The 20285-nt window shown below is 72.8% G+C and carries 15 protein-coding genes; 11 read left to right on the forward strand and 4 right to left on the reverse strand.

Annotated elements, in window-relative coordinates:
• Positions 1 to 26: 26 nt before the first annotated feature.
• Complete coding sequence (locus tag OHT52_RS23675) at positions 27 to 785, forward strand: methyltransferase (protein WP_328722184.1); 759 nt, start codon at positions 27 to 29, stop codon at positions 783 to 785.
• Between the two features lie 302 nt (positions 786 to 1087).
• Entirely contained in the window at positions 1088 to 1480 is a 393-nt protein-coding gene (locus tag OHT52_RS23680) for a DUF3040 domain-containing protein (protein ID WP_328722185.1), read from the forward strand.
• Positions 1481 to 1801: 321 nt separating this feature from the next.
• Here the strand turns inward: OHT52_RS23680 and OHT52_RS23685 are convergent, their stop codons facing one another.
• The 4 genes from OHT52_RS23685 to OHT52_RS23700 all read right to left on the reverse strand — a co-directional run bounded on the left by OHT52_RS23685 (position 1802) and on the right by OHT52_RS23700 (position 7577).
• The gene (locus OHT52_RS23685) at positions 1802 to 4192 is read right to left on the reverse strand and encodes a transglutaminase TgpA family protein (RefSeq protein WP_328722186.1); all 2391 of its coding nucleotides are present in this window, start codon (positions 4190 to 4192) and stop codon (positions 1802 to 1804) included.
• The gene (locus OHT52_RS23690) at positions 4189 to 5595 is read right to left on the reverse strand and encodes a DUF58 domain-containing protein (RefSeq protein WP_443046650.1); all 1407 of its coding nucleotides are present in this window, start codon (positions 5593 to 5595) and stop codon (positions 4189 to 4191) included. The genes OHT52_RS23685 and OHT52_RS23690 overlap by 4 nt, the downstream gene beginning before the upstream one ends.
• Positions 5595 to 6641 carry an AAA family ATPase gene (locus tag OHT52_RS23695; RefSeq protein WP_328722187.1) on the reverse strand — a complete coding sequence of 349 codons (1047 nt, stop codon included), beginning with the start codon at positions 6639 to 6641 and terminating at the stop codon, positions 5595 to 5597. The genes OHT52_RS23690 and OHT52_RS23695 overlap by 1 nt, the downstream gene beginning before the upstream one ends.
• A gap of 372 nt (positions 6642 to 7013) precedes the next feature.
• Positions 7014 to 7577 (reverse strand): beta-class carbonic anhydrase, encoded by a 564-nt coding sequence (locus tag OHT52_RS23700; RefSeq protein WP_328722188.1) that lies wholly within the window; start codon positions 7575 to 7577, stop codon positions 7014 to 7016.
• A 564-nt stretch (positions 7578 to 8141) separates the two neighbouring features.
• On the opposite strand from OHT52_RS23700, the gene rsmH reads away from it, so the two are divergent.
• The 9 genes from rsmH (at position 8142) to murG (ending at position 20250) form a co-directional block, all read left to right on the forward strand.
• Complete coding sequence (gene rsmH / locus OHT52_RS23705; protein WP_328722189.1) at positions 8142 to 9107, forward strand: 16S rRNA (cytosine(1402)-N(4))-methyltransferase RsmH; 966 nt, start codon at positions 8142 to 8144, stop codon at positions 9105 to 9107.
• Between the two features lie 55 nt (positions 9108 to 9162).
• Positions 9163 to 9774, forward strand: coding sequence for an FtsB family cell division protein (locus OHT52_RS23710; RefSeq protein WP_328722190.1), 612 nt, complete (start codon positions 9163 to 9165; stop codon positions 9772 to 9774).
• Between the two features lie 4 nt (positions 9775 to 9778).
• Positions 9779 to 11758: a peptidoglycan D,D-transpeptidase FtsI family protein gene (locus tag OHT52_RS23715; RefSeq protein ID WP_328722191.1), complete on the forward strand. Its 1980-nt coding sequence runs from the start codon at positions 9779 to 9781 to the stop codon at positions 11756 to 11758.
• A 133-nt stretch (positions 11759 to 11891) separates the two neighbouring features.
• Positions 11892 to 13619: a UDP-N-acetylmuramoyl-L-alanyl-D-glutamate--2,6-diaminopimelate ligase gene (locus OHT52_RS23720; protein WP_443046651.1), complete on the forward strand. Its 1728-nt coding sequence runs from the start codon at positions 11892 to 11894 to the stop codon at positions 13617 to 13619.
• 4 nt (positions 13620 to 13623) lie between these two features.
• Positions 13624 to 15033, forward strand: coding sequence for a UDP-N-acetylmuramoyl-tripeptide--D-alanyl-D-alanine ligase (locus OHT52_RS23725; protein ID WP_328722192.1), 1410 nt, complete (start codon positions 13624 to 13626; stop codon positions 15031 to 15033).
• Positions 15030 to 16100, forward strand: a complete 1071-nt coding sequence (gene mraY / locus OHT52_RS23730) for a phospho-N-acetylmuramoyl-pentapeptide-transferase (RefSeq protein WP_328722193.1) — start codon at positions 15030 to 15032, stop codon at positions 16098 to 16100. The genes OHT52_RS23725 and mraY overlap by 4 nt, the downstream gene beginning before the upstream one ends.
• Positions 16082 to 17542, forward strand: a complete 1461-nt coding sequence (gene murD / locus OHT52_RS23735; protein WP_328722194.1) for a UDP-N-acetylmuramoyl-L-alanine--D-glutamate ligase — start codon at positions 16082 to 16084, stop codon at positions 17540 to 17542. Before mraY ends, murD begins: the two co-directional genes overlap by 19 nt.
• A 122-nt stretch (positions 17543 to 17664) precedes the next feature.
• Positions 17665 to 19149, forward strand: a complete 1485-nt coding sequence (ftsW, locus tag OHT52_RS23740) for a putative lipid II flippase FtsW (RefSeq protein ID WP_328722195.1) — start codon at positions 17665 to 17667, stop codon at positions 19147 to 19149.
• Positions 19150 to 19155: 6 nt separating this feature from the next.
• Entirely contained in the window at positions 19156 to 20250 is a 1095-nt protein-coding gene (gene murG / locus OHT52_RS23745; RefSeq protein WP_328722196.1) for an undecaprenyldiphospho-muramoylpentapeptide beta-N-acetylglucosaminyltransferase, read from the forward strand.
• Positions 20251 to 20285 lie beyond the last annotated feature (35 nt).

The raw sequence follows: 20285 nt of genomic DNA on the forward strand, positions 1-20285 counted from the left end.
GGCACCGTGCCGAGGAGTCATCTGCCGTGTCGGACCAGCCGCGCCCCCGCGCCTCCCTCCGTACCGCCGTGGTCTGGGAGGTCCTCAAGGGCGCCCTCGACCGTCAGGCGAAGGCGACCGGCAACGACAGCCTGGAGGTTCTGGACACCGGGGGCGGCACGGGCAACTTCGCCGTGCCCGCCGCCCGGCTGGGCCACCGCGTCACCGTCGTCGACCCCAGCCCCGACGCCCTCTTCGCGCTGGAGCGCCGGGCCGACGAGGCGGGTGTCGCCGACCGGGTCCGCGGTGTCCAGGGCGACATCCTCGGACTCTTCGACGTGGTGGAGCGCGGCGCCTTCGACGCGGTGCTCTGCCACGGCGTCCTGGAGTACGTGGACGAGCCGGCCGAAGGCGTGCGGAACGCGGTCGAGGCGCTCCGCCCGTCCGGCGCGCTCAGCCTGCTCACCGCGGGCTCGGGCGGCGCCGTGCTGGCCCGCGCCCTCGCCGGTCACTTCGTGGAGGCCCGCCGGGCCCTCACCGACCCGGCCGGCCGCTGGGGGGACGGCGATCCGGTGCCCCGCAGGTTCACCGCCGACCAGCTCTCCGGCCTGGTCCGCGACGCGGGGCTCGACGTGGCCTCGGTGCACGGGGTGCGGGTCTTCGCCGACCTCGTCCCCGGTGTGCTGGTGGACACCGAACCGGGCGCGATGGAGGCCCTGCTGAAGCTGGAGGCCGCCGCCGCCGAGCTGCCCGCCTTCCATGCCGTCGCCACCCAGCTGCACGTCCTGGGAGAGCGCCGGGCCTGACGGTGGTCCGCCCGGGAACACGGGGTGACGGGGGAGCGGCTGATCAGCGCCGCAAGGGGGACGGGCCCGGTGCATCCCCTCTCGCTCCGGACCCCCGATCCGGCCCCGGGCCCCGTATGATCGGGTGACAGGATCCGGCATGACGGATCGGCCGTCGGGGAATCAACGCCTCAAGGGCCGAACCGACATGGCGGTACGGACTGGCTGCTGGCTGGTGGGCGGGTTTCCCGGGGGCGAATCCCTGCCTATCCTGGAAGGGCCGCTTACCGGTCGCCCCCGCGGCCGACGACGAGGAGGACTCCGTGCCGCTCTCGGAGCACGAGCAGCGCATGCTCGAGCAGATGGAGCGAGCGCTGTACGCCGAAGATCCCAAGTTCGCGACAGCGCTTGAGGGAAGCGGGCTGCGTACGTACACCCGGCGACGGGTATACCAGGCGGTCGCTGGTTTTCTGGTGGGTATCGCGCTCCTCATGGCCGGAATGGTCGCCCAGCAGATCTGGATCAGTGTGGTCGGGTTCCTCGTCATGCTCGGCTGTGCCGTACTCGCGGTCACCGGCTGGCGCAGGGCGCCCAAGCCCGGAGAACAGCCGCAGCGCGGCACTCCGGCAGCCGGGCAGAGGCCCAGACAGCGCCGATCGGTGATGAACCGCATCGAGCAACGGTGGCAGCGCCGCCGCGACGAACAGGGCCAGTGAGACTTCCCCCTCCCGGCGGGCCGGGAGGGGCCGGTTCGACGCGACAGCGCACGACGTACGGCTGAGGGGCGGGACGCGCACGACGCGGCTCGCCCCTCAGCCACGGCGTGCGCGCCTGGACGGGTCGGCCCTGCGCCTCCCCGGCCGTCGGCACCAGGGCCCCCCGCGCCGTGCACCCTGCGGCACAGGGCGCAGGGCACAGGGCACAGGGCACACGCCCCGTCGCCCCGGCCACCTCGGCACTCCGACCCCGACACTGAGGCCCTCCGCCCCGGGCCCCCGCGCCCCCGCCCCTCGGCGCTGAGGCACCGGCCCCAGGGCTCAGCCCCGGGGCCTGGTCGGGCGGAGGGACCGGCCGGCCGCCCCCATCCGCTCCGTGAACCGTTTCGCCGACGCCGTCCGGCGCTCCGAGACCGCCCACACCACCCGGACGGCCGAGCGGGGAGCGAGTGCGGCCCGGAGCCGGGTGAACCGGCTCGCCCGCTCGGCCAGCCCCGCCCTGACGGTCACCGCGTCCTCGGCGGCACGGACCGGCGACTGCGGCCGGGGCGCGTAGAGCGCCTGCTCCACCGCTCCCGCCACCCGGTGCAGTGCCGCCGCCGGCTCACCGTCCAGCTCGCCCAGCCGGACGATGCGGTCGGCCGCCCTGCGCGGGGTCAGCGCGTCGTCCGGCACGATGCCGTGGTCCCAGGCCGTGTCCGTGATCTCCCGCCAGACCGCCAGCGTTCTCGCCGCCGCGTCCGAGGGCGTCCGCCCGCCCGAGCCGTACAGCCGCCGGGCCCGCAGCCGGGTCCGCCACAGCAGCGGCGACAGCGGGACCAGCACGACCAGCGCGGCGCCGAGCCCCACCAGGACCACCGTGCCGAGCGGGAACCCCGGCCCTGCCGTGTCGGTGGCGACCGGGGCGGCCGAGGCCCCGCACACACCTTCCCGGCGCATCTGCGCCGGGCAGCTCTCCGAGGCGGACGGGGCGGCCGAGGGCTGCGCCGAGGCCGACGCGGTCGGAGCGGCCGAGGTGTCCGCGGACCCGGTGGGAGCCTCCGGCACCGTGTACGCGGGCACCGTGCCACGCGTCGGGGTCGGCTCGAAGCGGGTCCATCCCACGCCCTCGAAGTACAGCTCGGGCCAGGCGTGGGCGTCCCGCAGCCCCACCGAGACGGACCCGTCCTCCTGCGTCGTGCCCGGGGCGAAGCCCACCGCGACCCGTGCCGGGATGCCCAGCGTCCGGGCCATCGCCGCCATCGCGAACGAGAAGTGCACGCAGAAGCCCCGGCGGTCCTTGAGGAACCGTGCGATCGCCGCGGTTCCGGTGCCCGAGCTCACCGTCGTGTCGTAGCTGAACCCGCCGTTCTGCGCGAACCAGTCCTGCAGCGCCACCGCCTGCTCGTAGTGGTTGCCCGAACCCCGGGTGACCTGCGCGGCCGTCTGAGCCACCACGTCCGGCAGGGAGGTCGGCACCTCGGTGTACTCCAGGGTCAGCCCTTTCGGAGGCAACCCGGCCGCGGCGAGCTGCGCCGCCGTCGGCTCCACCGTCAGACTGCTGACCCGGTAGCGCTCCCCGCCCGTCGTCTGGCCGCCGTCGCCGATGAGCGTGCGCCCCTCGGGCTCGTACCGCCACCGGCCGTCGACCCGGACCCCGGTCGCCGGGTACGGCATCGGCAGATAGTCCTGCTGGTAGTCGTCGGACGCGGTGATCTCCGCGGTCGTCTCCACGGCCATGACGTCCTTCGCGAGGCCCGCCGGTTGCGGGAGCCGGTCCGGTACGTCGCTCAGCGCGCGCTTCGACGGCAGCCACTCGCTCCCGGTGAACCGGTCGAGGGAGAGGATGCGCAGGTAGGTGCCCTGCTGGGCGCCGTCGGTGGCGCGGTACGTCAGCACCTCCCGGTCCTCCGACTGGTTCAGGTCGTCCTGGAGGGAGACCAGCGGGTTCACGGCGGAGATCGTGCCCCCGCCGCCCCGCCCGTTGCCCGTGCCGAGATCGCCCAGCAGACCGCCGCCGAGCGCGGACATGGAACCCGGTACGAGCAGTGCGACGCCCAGCGCCAGCGCGCCGATCCGGTGCCCCGTCCGTACCGGGCGCTTCACCCGGTTCCCCGGGGCCGGCCCGCCGCGCGCGGGGCCGCCGAAGAGCCGGCCCCACTGGGCGGTACGGTTCCGGCCCTCCGCGAGCAGGAGCAGCAGGTAACCCGCGGCGGCCAGGAAGAACAGGAGCCGGTTCGCCCCGCCGTCGGAGAGTCCGGCCGCCACCGAGTACAGCGCGAGCAGCGGAAGTCCGGCCAGGGCGGAGGCGCGCAACGTCACCGCCAGCACGTCGACCAGCAGCCCGATCAGGAGGACCCCGCCGACCAGCAGCAGCCGGATACCGTCCGTCATCGGTGCGGGGATCGCGTACCGTCCGACGTCGTCCGTGCCCGCCGTCAGCAGGTCGCCCAGCCACTGGACGGCCCGCGGTCCGGGCAGCACCCCGAGCAACGCCCGGTCACGGGCGAACGCGGCCGTCAGCAGCACCAGGGCGACCAGCGCCTGCACGGCGACGGCCCCCGTGCGCGCCGGGACGAACCGGCGGGCCAGCGCCCCCGCCGCGCTCTGCACCGCGAGCAGCAGCGCGGCCTCGAAGATCCACGTCCAGGGGTCGACCAGGGGCAGCAGCGCCCCCGCCGCCAGCAGTGTCGCCGCGTAGGCGCACAGGGCCAGCCGCACCGGACCGCTCATGACCATCCTCCGGAGAAACCTGTCGCAGCGCCGCCACCGGCGGGCTGGGTGTCACCGGGCTGTCCGGCCTGCTGCCACACCCGGGCGAGATCCGCCCCGGGCGGCACCGGCACCGCGGTCCAGCCCGCCTCGCGCAGCAGCCGCAGCCGCTCCGCGAAAGGGATCGCGGGCGCCTGCTCCGCGCCCGGTGCCCACTCCTCGCCGTCCAGTACGAACGCGACGGCCGCACCGCTGCGTCGCCGCATGGCGGCCGCGACCGCCACCTGCTCCTCGTCGAGGTCGCCGAGGAAGGCGAGCAGCAGCCCTTCGTGCCCACCGCGCAGCACGTCGTGCGCGCCGGCCAGGCCCCTCGCGTCGGAGTGCTCGACGACCGCGAGGGTGTCCAGCATCAGCCCGGCCGCCTCGGCGGACTCGTGGTCGAAGCCGGAAGGACCGGAGAACCCGTCGGGACCGCCGTCACCGGCAACGGCCCCGCCCTCGTCGGTCAGCAGCCGTACCGCGAAGCCCCGCTCCACCAGGTGGGCCAGCGCGGAGGCCGCCGCCGACACCGCCCACTCGAACGCGGATTCGGGTCCGGCGCCGCGGAAGGCCGCCCGCCGGGTGTCCAGCAGCACCGAGGCCCGGGCCCGCTGGGGCTGCTCCTCCCGGCGCACCATCAGCTCGCCGTACCGCGCGGTGGAGCGCCAGTGGACCCGGCGCAGGTCGTCGCCGTGCCGGTAACCGCGCGGGAGCACGTCGTCCTCGCCCGCCTGGGCGAGCGAGCGCTGACGCCCGTCGCCGTACCCGGAGGCCGCCCCGGTCAGCCGGAGCGGCGGCAGCGCCTGGGTACGGGGGATCACCACCAGGGTGTCGTGGGCGCTGAAGGAGCGGGTCAGCTCGCACATCCCGAACGGGTCGGCCAGCCGCAGCTGCAACGGCCCCAGCGGATACCGGCCGCGCAGGTCCGAGCGGACCCGGTAGGACACCTCCCGCCGCCCGCCGGGCTCCACCCGGTCCAGCACGAAGCGGGGCCGCGGGCCGAGCACGTACGGAACACGGTCCTGCAGCATCAGCAGCCCGGAGGGCAGCCGCGAGGCGTTGTCCACTCTCAGGTGGACCCGCGCCTCCGAGCCCGCGGGCACCCGCGAGGGCGACAGCCGCCGGGTGCCGACCACCCGGTAGCGGGTGCGGTGGAGCGCGGCCGCGCAGACGAGCGGCAGCACGGCGAGCAGCATGCCGACCCGGAGCAGGTCGGCCTGGCCCAGTACCCAGGCGCAGACCGCGGCGGCGATTCCGGCGGCCAGGAAGGAGCGGCCCCGGGTGGTCAGCCCGCCCATCGCCGCCCGCAGGGTGCCTCTGCCGTCGTCCGGGGTGTCGCCGGCGGCGCCGCCCCGGGGACCGGGACCCCGTTGCGCGTCAGCCATCACGGCCGCCGTGCGCCGGGCGCGTACGCGGGACCGCCCTGCGGGTACGGAGGCACCCGCGGGGCAGTGGCCACCGAGTCCGGCGAGGTGGGTACGGGCGTGCGCCGCAGGATCTCCTGCACCACCTGCTCCGCCGTGCGGCGGTTCAGCTGCGCCTGCGCGGTGGGCAGCAGACGGTGGGCCAGCACCGGCACCGCGAGCGCCTGGACGTCGTCGGGCAGCGCGTAGTCCCGGCCGTCGAGGGCCGCCGCCGCCTTCGCCGCGCGCAGCAGGTGCAGACTGGCCCGGGGGGAGGCGCCGAGGCGCAGGTCGGGGTGGCTGCGGGTGGCCTGGACCAGTTCGACGGTGTACCGCCGTACCGACTCGGCCACGTGCACCGAGCGGACGGCGTCGATCAGCTTCACGATGTCGTGCGCGTGGGCCACCGGCTGGAGGTCGTCCAGCGGCGGGACCCCGCCGTGCACGTCGAGCATCCGCAGCTCGGCATCCAGGCTGGGGTACCCCATGGACACCCGGGCCATGAACCGGTCGCGCTGCGCCTCCGGCAGCGGGTAGGTGCCCTCCATCTCGACCGGGTTCTGGGTCGCGACGACCATGAAGGGGTCGGGCAGGGCGTAGGTCTGCCCGTCGGTCGTGACCTGCCGCTCCTCCATCGACTCCAGGAGCGCGGACTGCGTCTTGGGCGACGCGCGGTTGATCTCGTCGCCGATCACGATCTGGGCGAAGATGGCGCCCGGCTTGAACTCGAAGTCCTTGCGCTGCTGGTCGAAGACGGACACGCCGGTGATGTCCGAAGGCAGCAGGTCGGGAGTGAACTGGATACGGCGCACCGAACAGTCGATGGACCGGGCCAGTGCCTTGGCCAGCATGGTCTTGCCGACCCCGGGCACGTCCTCGATCAGCAGGTGACCCTCGGCGAGCAGGACGGTCAGCGCGATCCGCACGACCTCGGGCTTGCCCTCGATCACGCGCTCCACCGACCCGCGCACCCGCTCCGTCGTGGCGGTCAGATCTGTGAGGTTCGCTCGCTCGTCATAGGTGGTCACCCGGTCCTCCTCGGCCCTTCACGCACGGGCCCGCGCCGTCGAACGGCCTGGCCCACCCCGATTGCGGACGCCCCTCCGGAAGCCCCGGAGTGCGTCACCCACCGCATTCTTGTTGCCGTTACCGCTTCGTGTCACTCGCGCGTGGACAACCGGGGCCGATATGTCGGGTGTTGTCGATATTCGGATGCCGGTACGAGCTCCGGCGGGGGCGGGACCGGGTGGCCGGCGGCGGTCGGACGGGACCGGCGAAGAGCTGGTGGGGAAGGGGGTGGCCGACGGCGGAGGCCCGCGGGAGGGGCCGGCGGCGGCTCGCGGCGGCGGGCCCGCGGACCGCCGGGACGGTCCGGCTCGCGGGCCCGCCGAGCGGGAGGGTCAGGAGGCCGGGGAGATCTCGCGCAGCAGACCGGTCGTGACGTCGAAGACGAAGCCCCGGACGTCGTCGGTGTGCGGAAGGAACGGTGAGGTGCGGACCCGCTGGATCGACTGGCGCACGTCCTGGTCGACGTCGGAGAAGGACTCCACGGCCCACACCGGCCGCTGGCCGACCTCCAGCTCCAGCTCGTGGCGGAAGTCCTCCGTCAGCGATTCGAGACCGCAGGTGGTGTGGTGGATCAGTATGACGCTGCGGGTGCCCAGCGCCCGCTGGCTGATGGTGAGCGACCGGATCACGTCGTCGGTGACCACACCGCCCGCGTTGCGGATGGTGTGGCAGTCGCCGAGTTCCAGGCCCAGCGCGGCGTGCAGGTCGATACGTGCGTCCATGCAGGCGACCACGGCGACCTTCTGGACCGGACGGGCGTCCATGCCCGGGTCGGTGAAGGCACCCGCGTACTGGCCGTTCGCCGCCACCAGGCGGTCCGTGACGGTGCTGCCCGTACGGGGCGCGTCCGGGGAGGCGGGGTCGGCGGCGGAGGGGGACTGTGCGGAAGTCGACATGGCTACGACGTTAGCCGTCCCACCTGCTCGGAGCGGCCCGGGGAAAAGGACAAAGAACGTCAACGAGGCTTGTTGTGAGCTAACCCACAGGACTCACCACGGCTCCCCCGTCCGGGTGAGGACCGTGGGCCACCCGAGCGGGGCGACGCGCTGTGCGGTTCGTTGATCCGGAATCGATCGAATGGCAGGGTGGACTAAAGTGACGCGAAGTTACCGAGCGGCCGGAAGGCCGGTCGCGTCGAGCGGGCTCCGAGCGTTCCCACCGCGTGTTCCGGTCCTTTCCGCGACCGCGGCGGTTCCAGTGGTGCTCCGCGACGCGTCGCAGTGGTCCCCGTACGCAGTCGCAGTAGTCGTTGTTCCCGTAATCCTCGGCATCCCCGGGTGCTGATCCGCTTTTCTCCGCATTTCCGATGTCCCCGTGATGTGCGGCGAACGTGCGGCCCGGCCCTCTCCCGCTCATGGCCGGCCGGCGCCCCTTCCCCGGCGCCGGCAGGCCTCCCCTTCTGAGCGGGCGGGGACCAGACCGCACGTGCCGCCTCACGGACCTGAGCCTGAGAGGGCGCATTGAGCCAGACCCGACACGTCCCGGTGATGCTCCAGCGATGCCTGGACCTGTTGGCCCCGGCGCTGCGGAGGGAGGGCGGCACCCCACCGGTGGTCGTCGACTGCACCCTCGGACTCGGCGGACACAGCGAGGCCCTGCTCACCGCCTTCCCCGAAGTACGGCTGGTCGCGCTCGACCGGGACAAGGAGGCACTCCGGCTCTCCGGCGAGCGCCTCGCCCCGTACGGCGACCGCGCCACCCTGGTGCACGCGGTCTACGACGAACTGCCCGAGGTGCTGGACCGGCTCGGCATCCCCAAGGTCCAGGGCGTCCTCTTCGACCTCGGCGTCTCCTCCATGCAGCTGGACGAGGCCGACCGGGGATTCGCGTACGCCCAGGACGCGCCGCTCGACATGCGCATGGACCAGACCACCGGGATCGGCGCGGCGGAGGTCCTCAACACCTACCCGCCGGGCGAACTGGTCCGCATCCTGCGCGCGTACGGCGAGGAGAAGCAGGCCAAGCGGATCGTCTCGGCCGTCGTGCGCGAGCGCGAGAAGGAACCGTTCACCAACAGCGCGCGGCTGGTCGAACTGATCCGTGACTCCCTGCCGCAGGCCGCCAAGCGCACCGGCGGCAACCCGGCCAAGCGCACCTTCCAGGCGCTGCGCATCGAGGTGAACGGCGAACTCACGGTCCTGGAGAACGCCGTCCCCGCCGCGGTCGCGTCCCTCGCGGTCGGCGGCCGGATCGCCGTGCTGTCGTACCACTCGCTGGAGGACCGGCTGGTCAAGCAGGTGTTCGCGGCGGGCGCCGCGAACACCGCGCCGCCGGGACTGCCCGTGGTACCCGAGAAGTACCAGCCCCGCCTGAAGCTCCTCACCCGGGGTGCGGAGCTGCCCACCGAAGAGGAGGTCGCCGAGAACCGGCGGGCCGCCCCGGCCCGGCTGCGCGGCGCCGAACGCATCCGCGAGGAGGAGCGGTGACCGCGGACCCGGGGCACACGCCCGCCGACGGCGCCGGGGCACTGGGGGCGGCGCGGTGAACGGACCGGCCGCACCGCTGAAGGGACGCGCCGCCCGGCTCGCCCGGCTGATGCCGTCGGCGCCGAGCAACGCGGCCCGTACCCCCTTCATGCTGCTGGTCGTGGTCCTCCTCGGCGGCGGGCTGATCTGTCTCCTGCTGCTGAACTCCGCGCTCAACGAGGGCTCGTTCCGCCTCAGCGAGCTGCGGAAGCAGACGACCGACCTCACCGACGAGGAGCAGGCGCTCCAGCGGGACGTGGACGGTTACTCGCAGCCCGACGCGCTGGAGCGGCGGGCCAGGGAGCTGGGCATGGTCCCCGGCGGCAGCCCCGCCTTCCTGAACCCGGACGGCACGGTGCGGGGCGTGCCCGCCGAGGTCACCGCCGACCCGGCACCCACGCCCACCCCGTCCCCGGCGGACACCCCCGCGGCCGCCGGAGAGCCCGCCGGCGCCGAAGAGCCGGCGGCCACCGGGGAACCTCAGGCCGCCGGAGCCGGGGCGACCGCGAGCCCGTCCGCCGGAGCCTCGCCCCTCACCACGGCCGCCACCCTCGCGGACTCCACCTCCGAGGACTCCGCCACGACCGACGCCGCGACGACCACGACCCCGACGAGCCCCGGCAGGTGACGCAGTGCCGTCCAAGGAACCGCCGCGCCGCCGTGTGCCCGGCCCCGCCCGCCCCCGAGGGGCCGCGGGCGGGACGGGACGCCCCCGGCCCGCCGCCCGCCCCGAGGCCCGCCGCCCGCGCCCCTCGTCCGGCCGGCCCGGCCGCCCGGCACCGCGCTCCCTGCGCCTCGGCAACCCGCGCCCCCGGCTGCGCCTGGTCAGCCTCGGACTGACCCTCGTCATGCTGGTGTTCGTGGCGCGGCTCCTCCAGGTCCAGGCCGTCGACGCGCACGCGTACTCGGCCAAGGCCAAGGAGAACCGCTACCTGGAGTACACCGTCGCCGCCGAGCGCGGGGAGATCACCGACCGCAACGGGATCGCGCTGGCCACCAGCGTCGACGCGTACGACATCACCGCCGACCCGAAGATGTTCACCCCGGCCGAGAGCAAGATCTCCGACGCCCCCGAGCAGGCGGCCGCCCTGCTCGCGCCGATCCTCGGCAAGGACGCGGCCACGCTCACCGCCCAGCTGTCCAAGCCCGGGAGCCGCTACACCGTGCTCGCCCGGCGGCAGACCCCGCAGGTCTGGAAGCAGATCAAGGACCTGAAGTCGGTCCTCGCGGACAAGGCGGCCGAGAACGGCGGGAAGGGCACCAGCGCGCTCGCGGGTGTCTTCCAGGAGCCGACGACCAAGCGGGTCTATCCGAACGGCGACCTCGCCGCCGGGATACTGGGATTCGTCAACGCCGACGGCAAGGGCGGCGGCGGTCTGGAGTCCCAGCTGAACGAGGAGCTCGCCGGCCAGGACGGGAAGATCCGGTACGCCCAGTCCGGCGGCCGCCGGGTGCCGACCGCCGGTGCCAAGGAGATCCCGGCCGTCGAAGGCACGGACGTCGAGCTGACCATCGACCGGGACATCCAGTGGGCCGCCCAGCGGGCCATCTCCGAGCAGGTCGAGGCGTCCAAGGCGGACGGCGGTTACGTCGTCGTGCAGAACACCAGGACCGGCGAGCTGCTGGCCATGGCCAACGCCCCCGGCTTCGACCCGAACGACCTCTCCACCGTCGGTGCCGGCTCGCTGGGCAACGCGGCGCTCCAGGACGTCTACGAGCCCGGCTCCACCGCCAAGGTCATGTCCATGGCCGCCGTGCTGGAGGAGGGGGCCGCCACTCCTCTCACGCACGTCACCGTGCCCAACCGGCTGCACCGCGGGGACCGGCTCTTCAAGGACGACATCGACCACAAGACCTGGGAACTCACGCTCAACGGCGTCCTCGCCAAGTCCAGCAACATCGGCACCATCCTGGCGACCGGTCAGCTGGGCAAGACCCAGCCCGAGGCGAACAAGGTCCTCTACTCCTACCTGCGCAAGTTCGGCATCGGCCGCCCCACCGGCCTCGGCTACCCCGGCGAGTCGGCGGGCATCCTCGCCGAGCCCCAGGACTGGTCGACCTCCCAGCAGTACACGATCCCGTTCGGCCAAGGACTCTCGCTCAACGCCGTCCAGGCGGCTTCGGTCTACTCGACGATCGCCAACGGCGGGGTACGGATCGCCCCCACGCTCGTACGCGGCACCAAGGGCGCCGACGGCCGGTACACGCAGGCGGCGAAGCCCGAGGAGACCCGGGTGGTCAGCGAGAAGACCGCCAAGGAACTCTCCACCATGCTGGAGTCCGTCGTCGGCGACGAGGAGGGCACCGGAACCAAGGCGCGCATCCCCGGCTACCGGGTGGCGGGCAAGACCGGTACCGCCAACCGGGTGGACCCGGTCAGTGGCGTGTACGACGGCTACACCGCCTCCTTCGCCGGCTTCGCGCCGGCCGACGACCCGCAGATCACCGTCTACTGCGCGATCCAGAACCCCACCAAGGGCGACTACTTCGGCGGCCAGATCTGCGGGCCGATCTACAAGAAGGTCATGGAGTTCGCGCTGAAGACCCTCCAGACCGAGCCGAGCGGCACCAAGTCGCCCGGCCTGCCGGTCTACTTCCAGGCGGGCGGCTGAGCCGACAGGCGGTCGCGGGACGACCGAGGCGCGCGCGTCGGGCGGACGGAGACGTTCCGGCCGCCGCGCGCCGAGGACGAGCCGCACCGCGCCGGACCAGGCCGTGGCCCCGTACGTTCCCAGGGGAGCACCAGTGACAACCATCACCCCCGATCCGGGGAACCGGAACGAGAAGTTCCGCAACCCCGGCCCCTCGCTTCGCGAGAGGCCGGGTCAGCCCGGTACGCTCACCGCCGTGCCCCACGCTGATCAGTACCGAATCACCCAGAAGGACGCGCCCGTGAACTACCCGGGAGCGCCCCGACCGGAACGGCTCCGGCCGACACCCCTCGGCGAGCCGGCGGCCCGCCTGGGCCTCGAACTGCCCACGGAGGTCGAGGTCACCGGCATCACCCACGACTCCCGGGCGGTCCGTCCCGGTGACGTGTACGCGGCTCTGCCGGGTGCCAGGCTGCACGGCGCCGACTTCGCCGCCCAAGCGGCCGGACTGGGCGCCGTCGCGGTCCTCACCGACCCCGCGGGCGCCGGCCGGGCCGCCTCCACCGGGCTGCCGGTGCTGGTCGCCGAGGACCCGCGCGCCGTCATGGGACACCTCGCCGCCGAGATCTACGACCGCCCCGGTGCCGGCCTGCTCCAGATCGGCATCACCGGGACCTCCGGCAAGACCACCACCGCGTACCTCGTCGAGGGCGGGCTGCGCCGCGCCGGCCGCTCCACCGGGCTCATCGGCACCGTCGAGACGCGCATCGGCGACGAGCGGATCAAGTCCGAGCGCACCACCCCCGAGGCCACCGACCTGCAGGCCCTCTTCGCGGTCATGCGCGAACGCGGCGTCGACGCCGTCGCCATGGAGGTCTCCAGCCACGCACTGGTACTGGGCCGGGTCGACGGCTGCGTCTTCGACGTCGCCGTCTTCAACAACCTCAGCCCGGAACACATGGAGTTCCACTCCGGCATGGAGGACTACTTCCAGGCCAAGGCCCAGCTGTTCACCCCGGAGCGCAGCAGGCGAGGGGTCGTCAACTACGACGACGCCTACGGCCGCAGGCTCGTCACCGAGGCCGGCGTTCCGGTCACCACCTTCTCCGCCGAGGGCCACCCCGACGCCGACTGGCGCGCCGAGGACGTCGAAGTGGGCCCGCAGGACAGCACGTTCACCGTAGTCGGCCCCGCAGGCGAGCGCATCACCGCCCGGGCGCCGCTGCCCGGCCCGTTCAACGTGGCCAACAGCCTCGCCGCGATCGTCACGCTGGCCGTCGCCGGGGTCGACCCGCAGACCGCCGCCGACGGCGTCGCGGCCGTACCCGGCGTTCCCGGCCGGCTGGAGCGGGTCGACGCGGGGCAGCCGTACCTCGCCGTCGTCGACTACGCGCACAAGACGGACGCCGTGGAATCGGTGCTCCGCTCGCTGCGCAAGGTCACCCAGGGCCGGGTGCACGTCGTGCTCGGCTGCGGCGGAGACCGCGACACCACCAAGCGGGGGCCGATGGGCGCGGCAGCCGCCCGCCTCGCCGACACCGCCGTACTGACCTCCGACAACCCCCGCTCCGAGGACCCGCTGGGGATTCTCTCCGCGATGCTCGCGGGCGCCGCCGAGGTGCCCGCGCACGAACGCGGTGACGTCCTCGTCGACGCGGACCGCGCCGCCGCCGTCGCGGCGGCCGTCGCCCGCGCGCTTCCCGGCGACACCGTCCTCGTCGCCGGCAAGGGCCACGAGCAGGGGCAGGACGTCCACGGGGTGGTACGCCCCTTCGACGACCGCCAGGTCCTGCGCGCGGCCATCGAACGGTCCCTGGGGCGCTCCGGCGCCACCGACTCGCAAGCCCACGAAGCCCACCACGAGAACAACAGTCAGGGATGACCAAGTGATCGCCCTTTCCCTCGCCGAGATCGCCGAAATCGTCGGCGGGCAGCCGCACGACATACCGGACACCTCGGTCGTCGTCGACGGCCCGGTCGTCATCGACTCCCGGAAGGTGGAGCGAGGCAGCCTGTTCGCCGCGTTCGTCGGTGAACAGGTCGACGGCCACGACTACGCCACCGGAGCCGTGGCGGCCGGCGCCGCCGCGGTGCTGGCCACCCGTCCCGTCGGGGTGCCCGCGATCGTCGTCGCCGACGTCGTGGCCGCGCTCGGCTCCCTCGCCCGCCACGTCGTCGTCGACCGCCTCGGGCTGCCCGTCGTCGCCCTCACCGGCTCGGCGGGCAAGACCTCCACCAAGGACCTCATCGCCCAGCTCATGGAGCGCATGGGGCCGACCGTCTACCCGGTGGGCAACCTCAACAACGAGATCGGCCTGCCGGTCACGGCGCTCCGCGCCACCGAGGAGACCCAGCACCTCGTGCTGGAGATGGGTGCCCGCTACATCGGCGACATCCGCTACCTCACCGGACTCGTCCCGCCCCGGATCGGGCTCGTCCTCAACGTCGGCACCGCCCACATCGGCGAGTTCGGCGGCCGGGAACAGATCGCCCAGGCCAAGGGCGAGATGGTCGAGTCGCTCCCCGAGGACGGTGTGGCCGTCCTCAACGCCGACGATCCGCTCGTGCGCGCCATGTCCTCCCGTACCAAAGCGCGGGTCCTCCTCTTCGGAGAGGCGCCCGAAGCGGACGTACGGGGAGAGAACGTACGTCTCACAGCGGACGGACACCCCGCATTCAGCCTCCACACACCCACCGGGTGCAGCGAGGTGACCATGCGCCTGTACGGTGAGCACCACGTGTCGAACGCGCTCGCCGCAGCCGCCGTCGCCCATGAGTTGGGCATGCCCGTACACGAGATCGCCGAGGCGCTCTCCGAGGCGGGCACCCTCTCCCGCTGGCGCATGGAGGTCACCGAGCGTCCGGACGGTGTGACGGTCGTCAACGACGCCTACAACGCGAACCCCGAATCCATGAGAGCCGCACTCCGTGCGCTGGCCGCCATGGGCAGGGGCCGGCGGACCTGGGCGGTGCTCGGTCAGATGGCCGAGCTCGGTGACGAGTCGCTCTCCGAGCACGACGCGGTCGGACGGCTCGCCGTCCGGCTCAACGTCAGCAAGCTCGTCGCGGTCGGGGGAAGAGAAGCCTCCTGGCTGCAACTGGGCGCTTACAACGAGGGTTCGTGGGGTGAGGAGTCGGTGCACGTGTCCGACGCACAGGCGGCCGTCGACCTGTTGCGCAGTGAACTGCGCCCGGGAGACGTCGTGCTGGTGAAGGCGTCCCGGTCGGTCGGCCTGGAGATGGTTGCCCAGGCGCTGCTGGAGAACTCGACCGAAGGCGAGGTCACCGGCCGATGAGGCAGATCCTCTTCGCGGGGGCCATAGGGCTCTTCCTGACCCTGGTCGGAACGCCGTTGCTCATCAAACTGCTGGCCCGCAAGGGGTACGGGCAGTTCATCCGGGACGACGGCCCGCGCACGCACGGCAGCAAGAAGGGCACGCCCACCATGGGCGGCATCGCCTTCATCCTGGCGACGATCATCGCGTACGTCCTGGCGAAGGTGATCACCGGCGAGCCCATCCGGTTCTCCGGTGTCCTGGTGCTCTTCCTGATGGCCGGGATGGGGCTCGTCGGCTTCCTGGACGACTACATCAAGATCGTCAAGCAGCGGTCGCTCGGCCTGCGGGCCAAGGCGAAGATGGCCGGCCAGCTGATCGTCGGCATCGCCTTCGCGGTGCTCTCGCTCCAGTTCGCCGACATCCACGGCAACACCCCGGCCTCCACAAGGCTTTCGTTCGTCGAGGACTTCGGCTGGTCGATCGGACCGGTGCTGTTCGTCGTCTGGGCCCTGTTCATGATTCTCGCCATGTCCAACGGCGTGAACCTGACGGACGGTCTGGACGGCCTGGCCACCGGCGCGTCGGTGATGGTCTTCGGCGCGTACACCTTCATCGGACTCTGGCAGTTCCAGGAGTCGTGCGCCAACGCGATGGAACTCACCAACCCCAGCGCCTGTTTCGAAGTGCGCGACCCACTCGACCTGGCGGTCGTCGCCTCCGCGCTGATGGGTTCCTGCTTCGGCTTCCTCTGGTGGAACACCTCGCCGGCCAAGATCTTCATGGGTGACACCGGTTCGCTCGCGCTCGGCGGCGCCCTCGCGGGTCTCGCCATCTGCTCGCGCACCGAGTTCCTGATGGCCGTCCTCGGCGGTCTCTTCGTGATGATCACCATGTCCGTGGTCATCCAGGTCGGCTCCTTCAAGATGACCGGCAAGCGGGTCTTCCGGATGGCCCCGCTCCAGCACCACTTCGAACTCAAGGGGTGGTCGGAAGTCCTGGTGGTGGTCCGGTTCTGGATCATCCAGGGCATGTGCGTGATCGTCGGTCTCGGACTCTTCTACGCGGGATGGGCAGCCAAGAAGTGAGCACCACCGACTCGGCGTCCTGGTCGGACTGGCGGGGGAAGCGGGTCACCGTCGCCGGACTCGGGGTCAGCGGAATTCCCGCCGCCCGGGCCCTGCACGGACTCGGGGCACTGGTGACCGTCGTCAACGACGGCGACGACGAGCGCTCCCGCGCCCAGGCGGCCGGTCTGGAGGCGGAGGGGATCACCGTGCGCCTCGGCGACGGCGACACCCTGCCCGAGGCCACCGGACTGATCGTCACCGCCCCGGGCTGGAAGCCCGACAAGCCGCTCTTCCTCGCCGCGGCCGAGGCCGGGGTCCCCGTCTGGGGCGACGTCGAACTCGCCTGGCGGCTGCGGGGGGTCAAGGGCGGCGAACCCGCCCCCTGGCTCGCGGTCACCGGCACCAACGGCAAGACCACGACCGTACGCATGCTGGCCTCGATCCTGGAGGCCGCCGGGCTGCGCACCGCGGCGGTGGGCAACATCGGCGTCTCCCTGCTGGACGCGGTCCTCGGCGAGGAGACGTACGACGTGCTCGCCGTAGAACTCTCCAGCTACCAGCTGCACTGGGCGCCGTCGGTGCGCGCCCACTCCGCGACCGTGCTCAACCTGGCCCCGGACCACCTCGACTGGCACGGCTCCATGGAGGCGTACGCCGCCGACAAGGGCCGGATCTACGAGGGCAACACCGTGGCCTGCGTCTACAACGCGGCCGACCCCGCCACCGAGGAACTGGTGCGCGAGGCCGACGTGGAGGAGGGCTGCCGGGCGATCGGCTTCACCCTCTCCACCCCCGGCCCCTCCCAGCTCGGTGTCGTCGACGGCATCCTGGTGGACCGGGCCTTCGTCACCAACCGGCAGAAGCAGGCCCAGGAGCTCGCCGAGGTCGCCGACGTCGACCCGCCCGCCCCGCACAACATCGCCAACGCCCTCGCCGCCGCCGCGCTGGCCCGCGCCTTCGGCGTGCAGCCCGCCGCCGTCCGCGACGGACTGCGCGCCTTCCGCCCCGACCCGCACCGCATCGAGCACGTCGCGGACCTGGACGGCGTCCGTTACGTGGACGACTCCAAGGCCACCAACACCCACGCCACCGAAGCCTCCCTCGCCGCCTACGAGCCGATCGTCTGGATCGCCGGCGGCCTCGCCAAGGGAGCGACCTTCGACGAGCTGGTGAGCGGCGCCGCGAAGCGCCTGCGCGGCGTGGTCCTCATCGGCCGCGACCGCGCCCTCATCCGCGAAGCCCTGACGCGACACGCCCCCGAGGTACCCGTGGTCGACGTGGACCGCACCGACACTGGGGCCATGTCCGAAGCGGTCGCCGAGGCCGCGCGTCTCGCCCACCCGGGCGACACCGTGCTGCTGGCCCCGGCCTGCGCCTCGATGGACATGTTCGCCAACTACAACGAGCGGGGCGAGGCGTTCGCGGACGCGGTCCGCGCACTCGCCGACGACAGCGCCTGACAGGACCGGCCCCCGGGCCGTACCGTCCCCGGAGAGAATGTGCCCGGGGGACGGTACGGTCCGAGCGCCGGGCCGCCGGGCTGTCGCCGCCCCGGGCACGATCAGCGGAGGGGACAGCGACTATGCCGGCCGATGAGGGTCCCGACGCCCTGGGACGGGTCCGCGCGCAGGCACACGCGGCGCGGACCGGCCCCTTCCGTACCCGGCCGGCTCCCCGGGCCGCCCTGGCGGGCCCGTACGGTTCACCGGACTCCGGGGTGCCGACGCACCCCGGAACCGCCCTGCGGGGACGGCTCGCCACCGGCTCCGGACGCGGTCCCCGGCCGCCACGAGCACCGGGCCGTCCGGCCTCCACGCCCCGCGAACCGCGCGGCGGCGGGGTGCGCCGGAGCTACGAACAGGCGCGGCGGGCCTGGGACCGTCCTCTGACCGCGTACTACGTCATCCTCGGGTCCAGCCTGCTGATCACCGTGCTGGGCCTCGTGATGGTCTACAGCGCCTCGATGATCAAGGCCCTGGAACTCGCCAAGCCGAGCACGTACTTCTTCCGCAAGCAGTTCCTGGCCGCCGTCATCGGAGCCGGGCTGATGCTGCTGGCCGCGCGCATGCCGGTCAAGCTGCACCGCGCGCTCGCTTACCCCATGCTGCTCGGCACGGTCTTCCTGATGGCCCTGGTCCAGGTCCCCGGCATAGGGATGTCGGTCAACGGCAACCAGAACTGGCTGTACGTCGGAGGACCGTTCCAGCTCCAGCCCAGCGAGTTCGGCAAGCTGGCCCTCGTACTGTGGGGCGCCGACCTGCTCGCCCGCAAACAGGACAAACGGCTGCTCACCCAGTGGAAGCACATGCTGGTGCCGCTGATCCCCGTCGCCTTCATGCTGCTCGGTCTGATCATGCTCGGCGGCGACATGGGCACCGCGATCATCCTCACCGCGATCCTCTTCGGCCTGCTCTGGCTCGCCGGGGCGCCCACCCGGCTCTTCGTCGGCGTACTCGGCTTCGCCGGGGCCATCGCCGTCCTGCTGATCAAGACCAACCCGAACCGCATGTCCCGGCTCGCCTGCGTGGGGGTCAGCGAGCCCGACGCCGCGGGCGGCTGCTGGCAGGCCGCGCACGGAATCTACGCGCTCGCGTCCGGCGGCTGGTTCGGATCGGGACTCGGTGCGAGCGTGGAGAAATGGGGACAACTCCCCGAACCCCACACCGACTTCATCTTCGCCATCACAGGTGAGGAACTGGGGCTGGCGGGCACTCTGTCGGTGCTCGCCCTCTTCGCGGCTCTAGGCTATGCGGGTATCCGCGTGGCCGGACGCACGGAGGACCCCTTCGTGAGGTACGCCGCGGGAGGCGTGACGACGTGGATCACCGCGCAAGCCGTGATCAACATCGGTGCGGTGCTCGGCCTGCTGCCGATCGCCGGAGTCCCGCTCCCGCTGTTCTCCTACGGAGGGTCGGCCCTGCTGCCGACCATGTTCGCGGTCGGCTTGATGATCGCCTTCGCGCGGGACGAGACCGGCGCGAAAGCGGCCCTGGCCATGCGGAGGCCCGGGGTGAGATGGAAGACGATGAGACGGCGCGTCAAGAAGCGTCCGTCCGGAGAGCGGTGAATTTCGGTGCATGTCGTACTCGCCGGCGGGGGGACCGCCGGCCACATCGAGCCCGCGCTTGCCCTCGCAGACGCCCTGCGGAGGCAGGACCCGACCGTGGGCATCACCGCCCTCGGCACGGAACGCGGCCTGGAGACCAGGCTCGTACCCGAGCGGGGGTACGACCTGGCGCTCATCCCGGCCGTACCGCTGCCCCGTAAGCCCACACCGGAACTGATCACCGTCCCGGGCCGGCTGCGCGGCACCATCAAGGCCGCCGAGCAGATCCTGGAACGCACCAAGGCCGACTGCGTGGTCGGCTTCGGCGGTTACGTCGCACTGCCCGGCTACCTCGCCGCCAAGCGCGCCGGAGTGCCGATCGTCGTCCACGAGGCCAACGCGCGCCCCGGCCTGGCCAACAAGATCGGCTCCCGGTACGCCCACGGCGTCGCGGTCTCCACCCCGGACAGCAAGCTGCGCGGCGCCCGCTACATCGGCATCCCGCTGCGCCGCACCATCGCCACCCTGGACCGGGCCCGGGTGCGCCCGGAGGCGCGCGCCGCCTTCCGGCTCGACCCCAACCTGCCCACCCTGCTGGTCTCCGGCGGTTCGCAGGGCGCCCGCCACCTCAACGAGGTGGTCCAGCGGGTCGCACCGCTGCTCCAGCGTTCGGGCATCCAGATCCTGCACGTGGTCGGCCCGAAGAACGAATTGCCGCGTATCGACAACATGCCCGGTATGCCGCCCTACATCCCGGTACCGTACGTGGACCGGATGGACCTCGCGTACGCGGCGGCCGACATGATGCTCTGCCGCGCGGGCGCGATGACCGTGGCCGAGCTCTCGGCCGTCGGGCTGCCCGCCGCTTACGTCCCGCTGCCGATCGGCAACGGCGAGCAGCGGCTCAACGCCCAGCCGGTGGTCAACGCCGGCGGCGGCCTGCTGGTCGACGACGCGGCCCTCACCCCGGAGTGGGTACAGGCCAACGTCCTTCCGGTGCTGTCCGATCCGCACCGATTGTATGAAATGTCACGCGCCGCCGCGGAGTTCGGTCGGCGCGACGCCGACGACCTGCTCGTCGGCATGGTGTACGAGGCGATTGCCGCACGCCGCCAGGCGTGAGGCGGGGCGGGCCCGGGGTGTGCGCCCCGGGCCCG

It is taken from the genome of Streptomyces sp. NBC_00247, assembly GCF_036188265.1.
GTDB lineage: Bacteria > Actinomycetota > Actinomycetes > Streptomycetales > Streptomycetaceae > Streptomyces.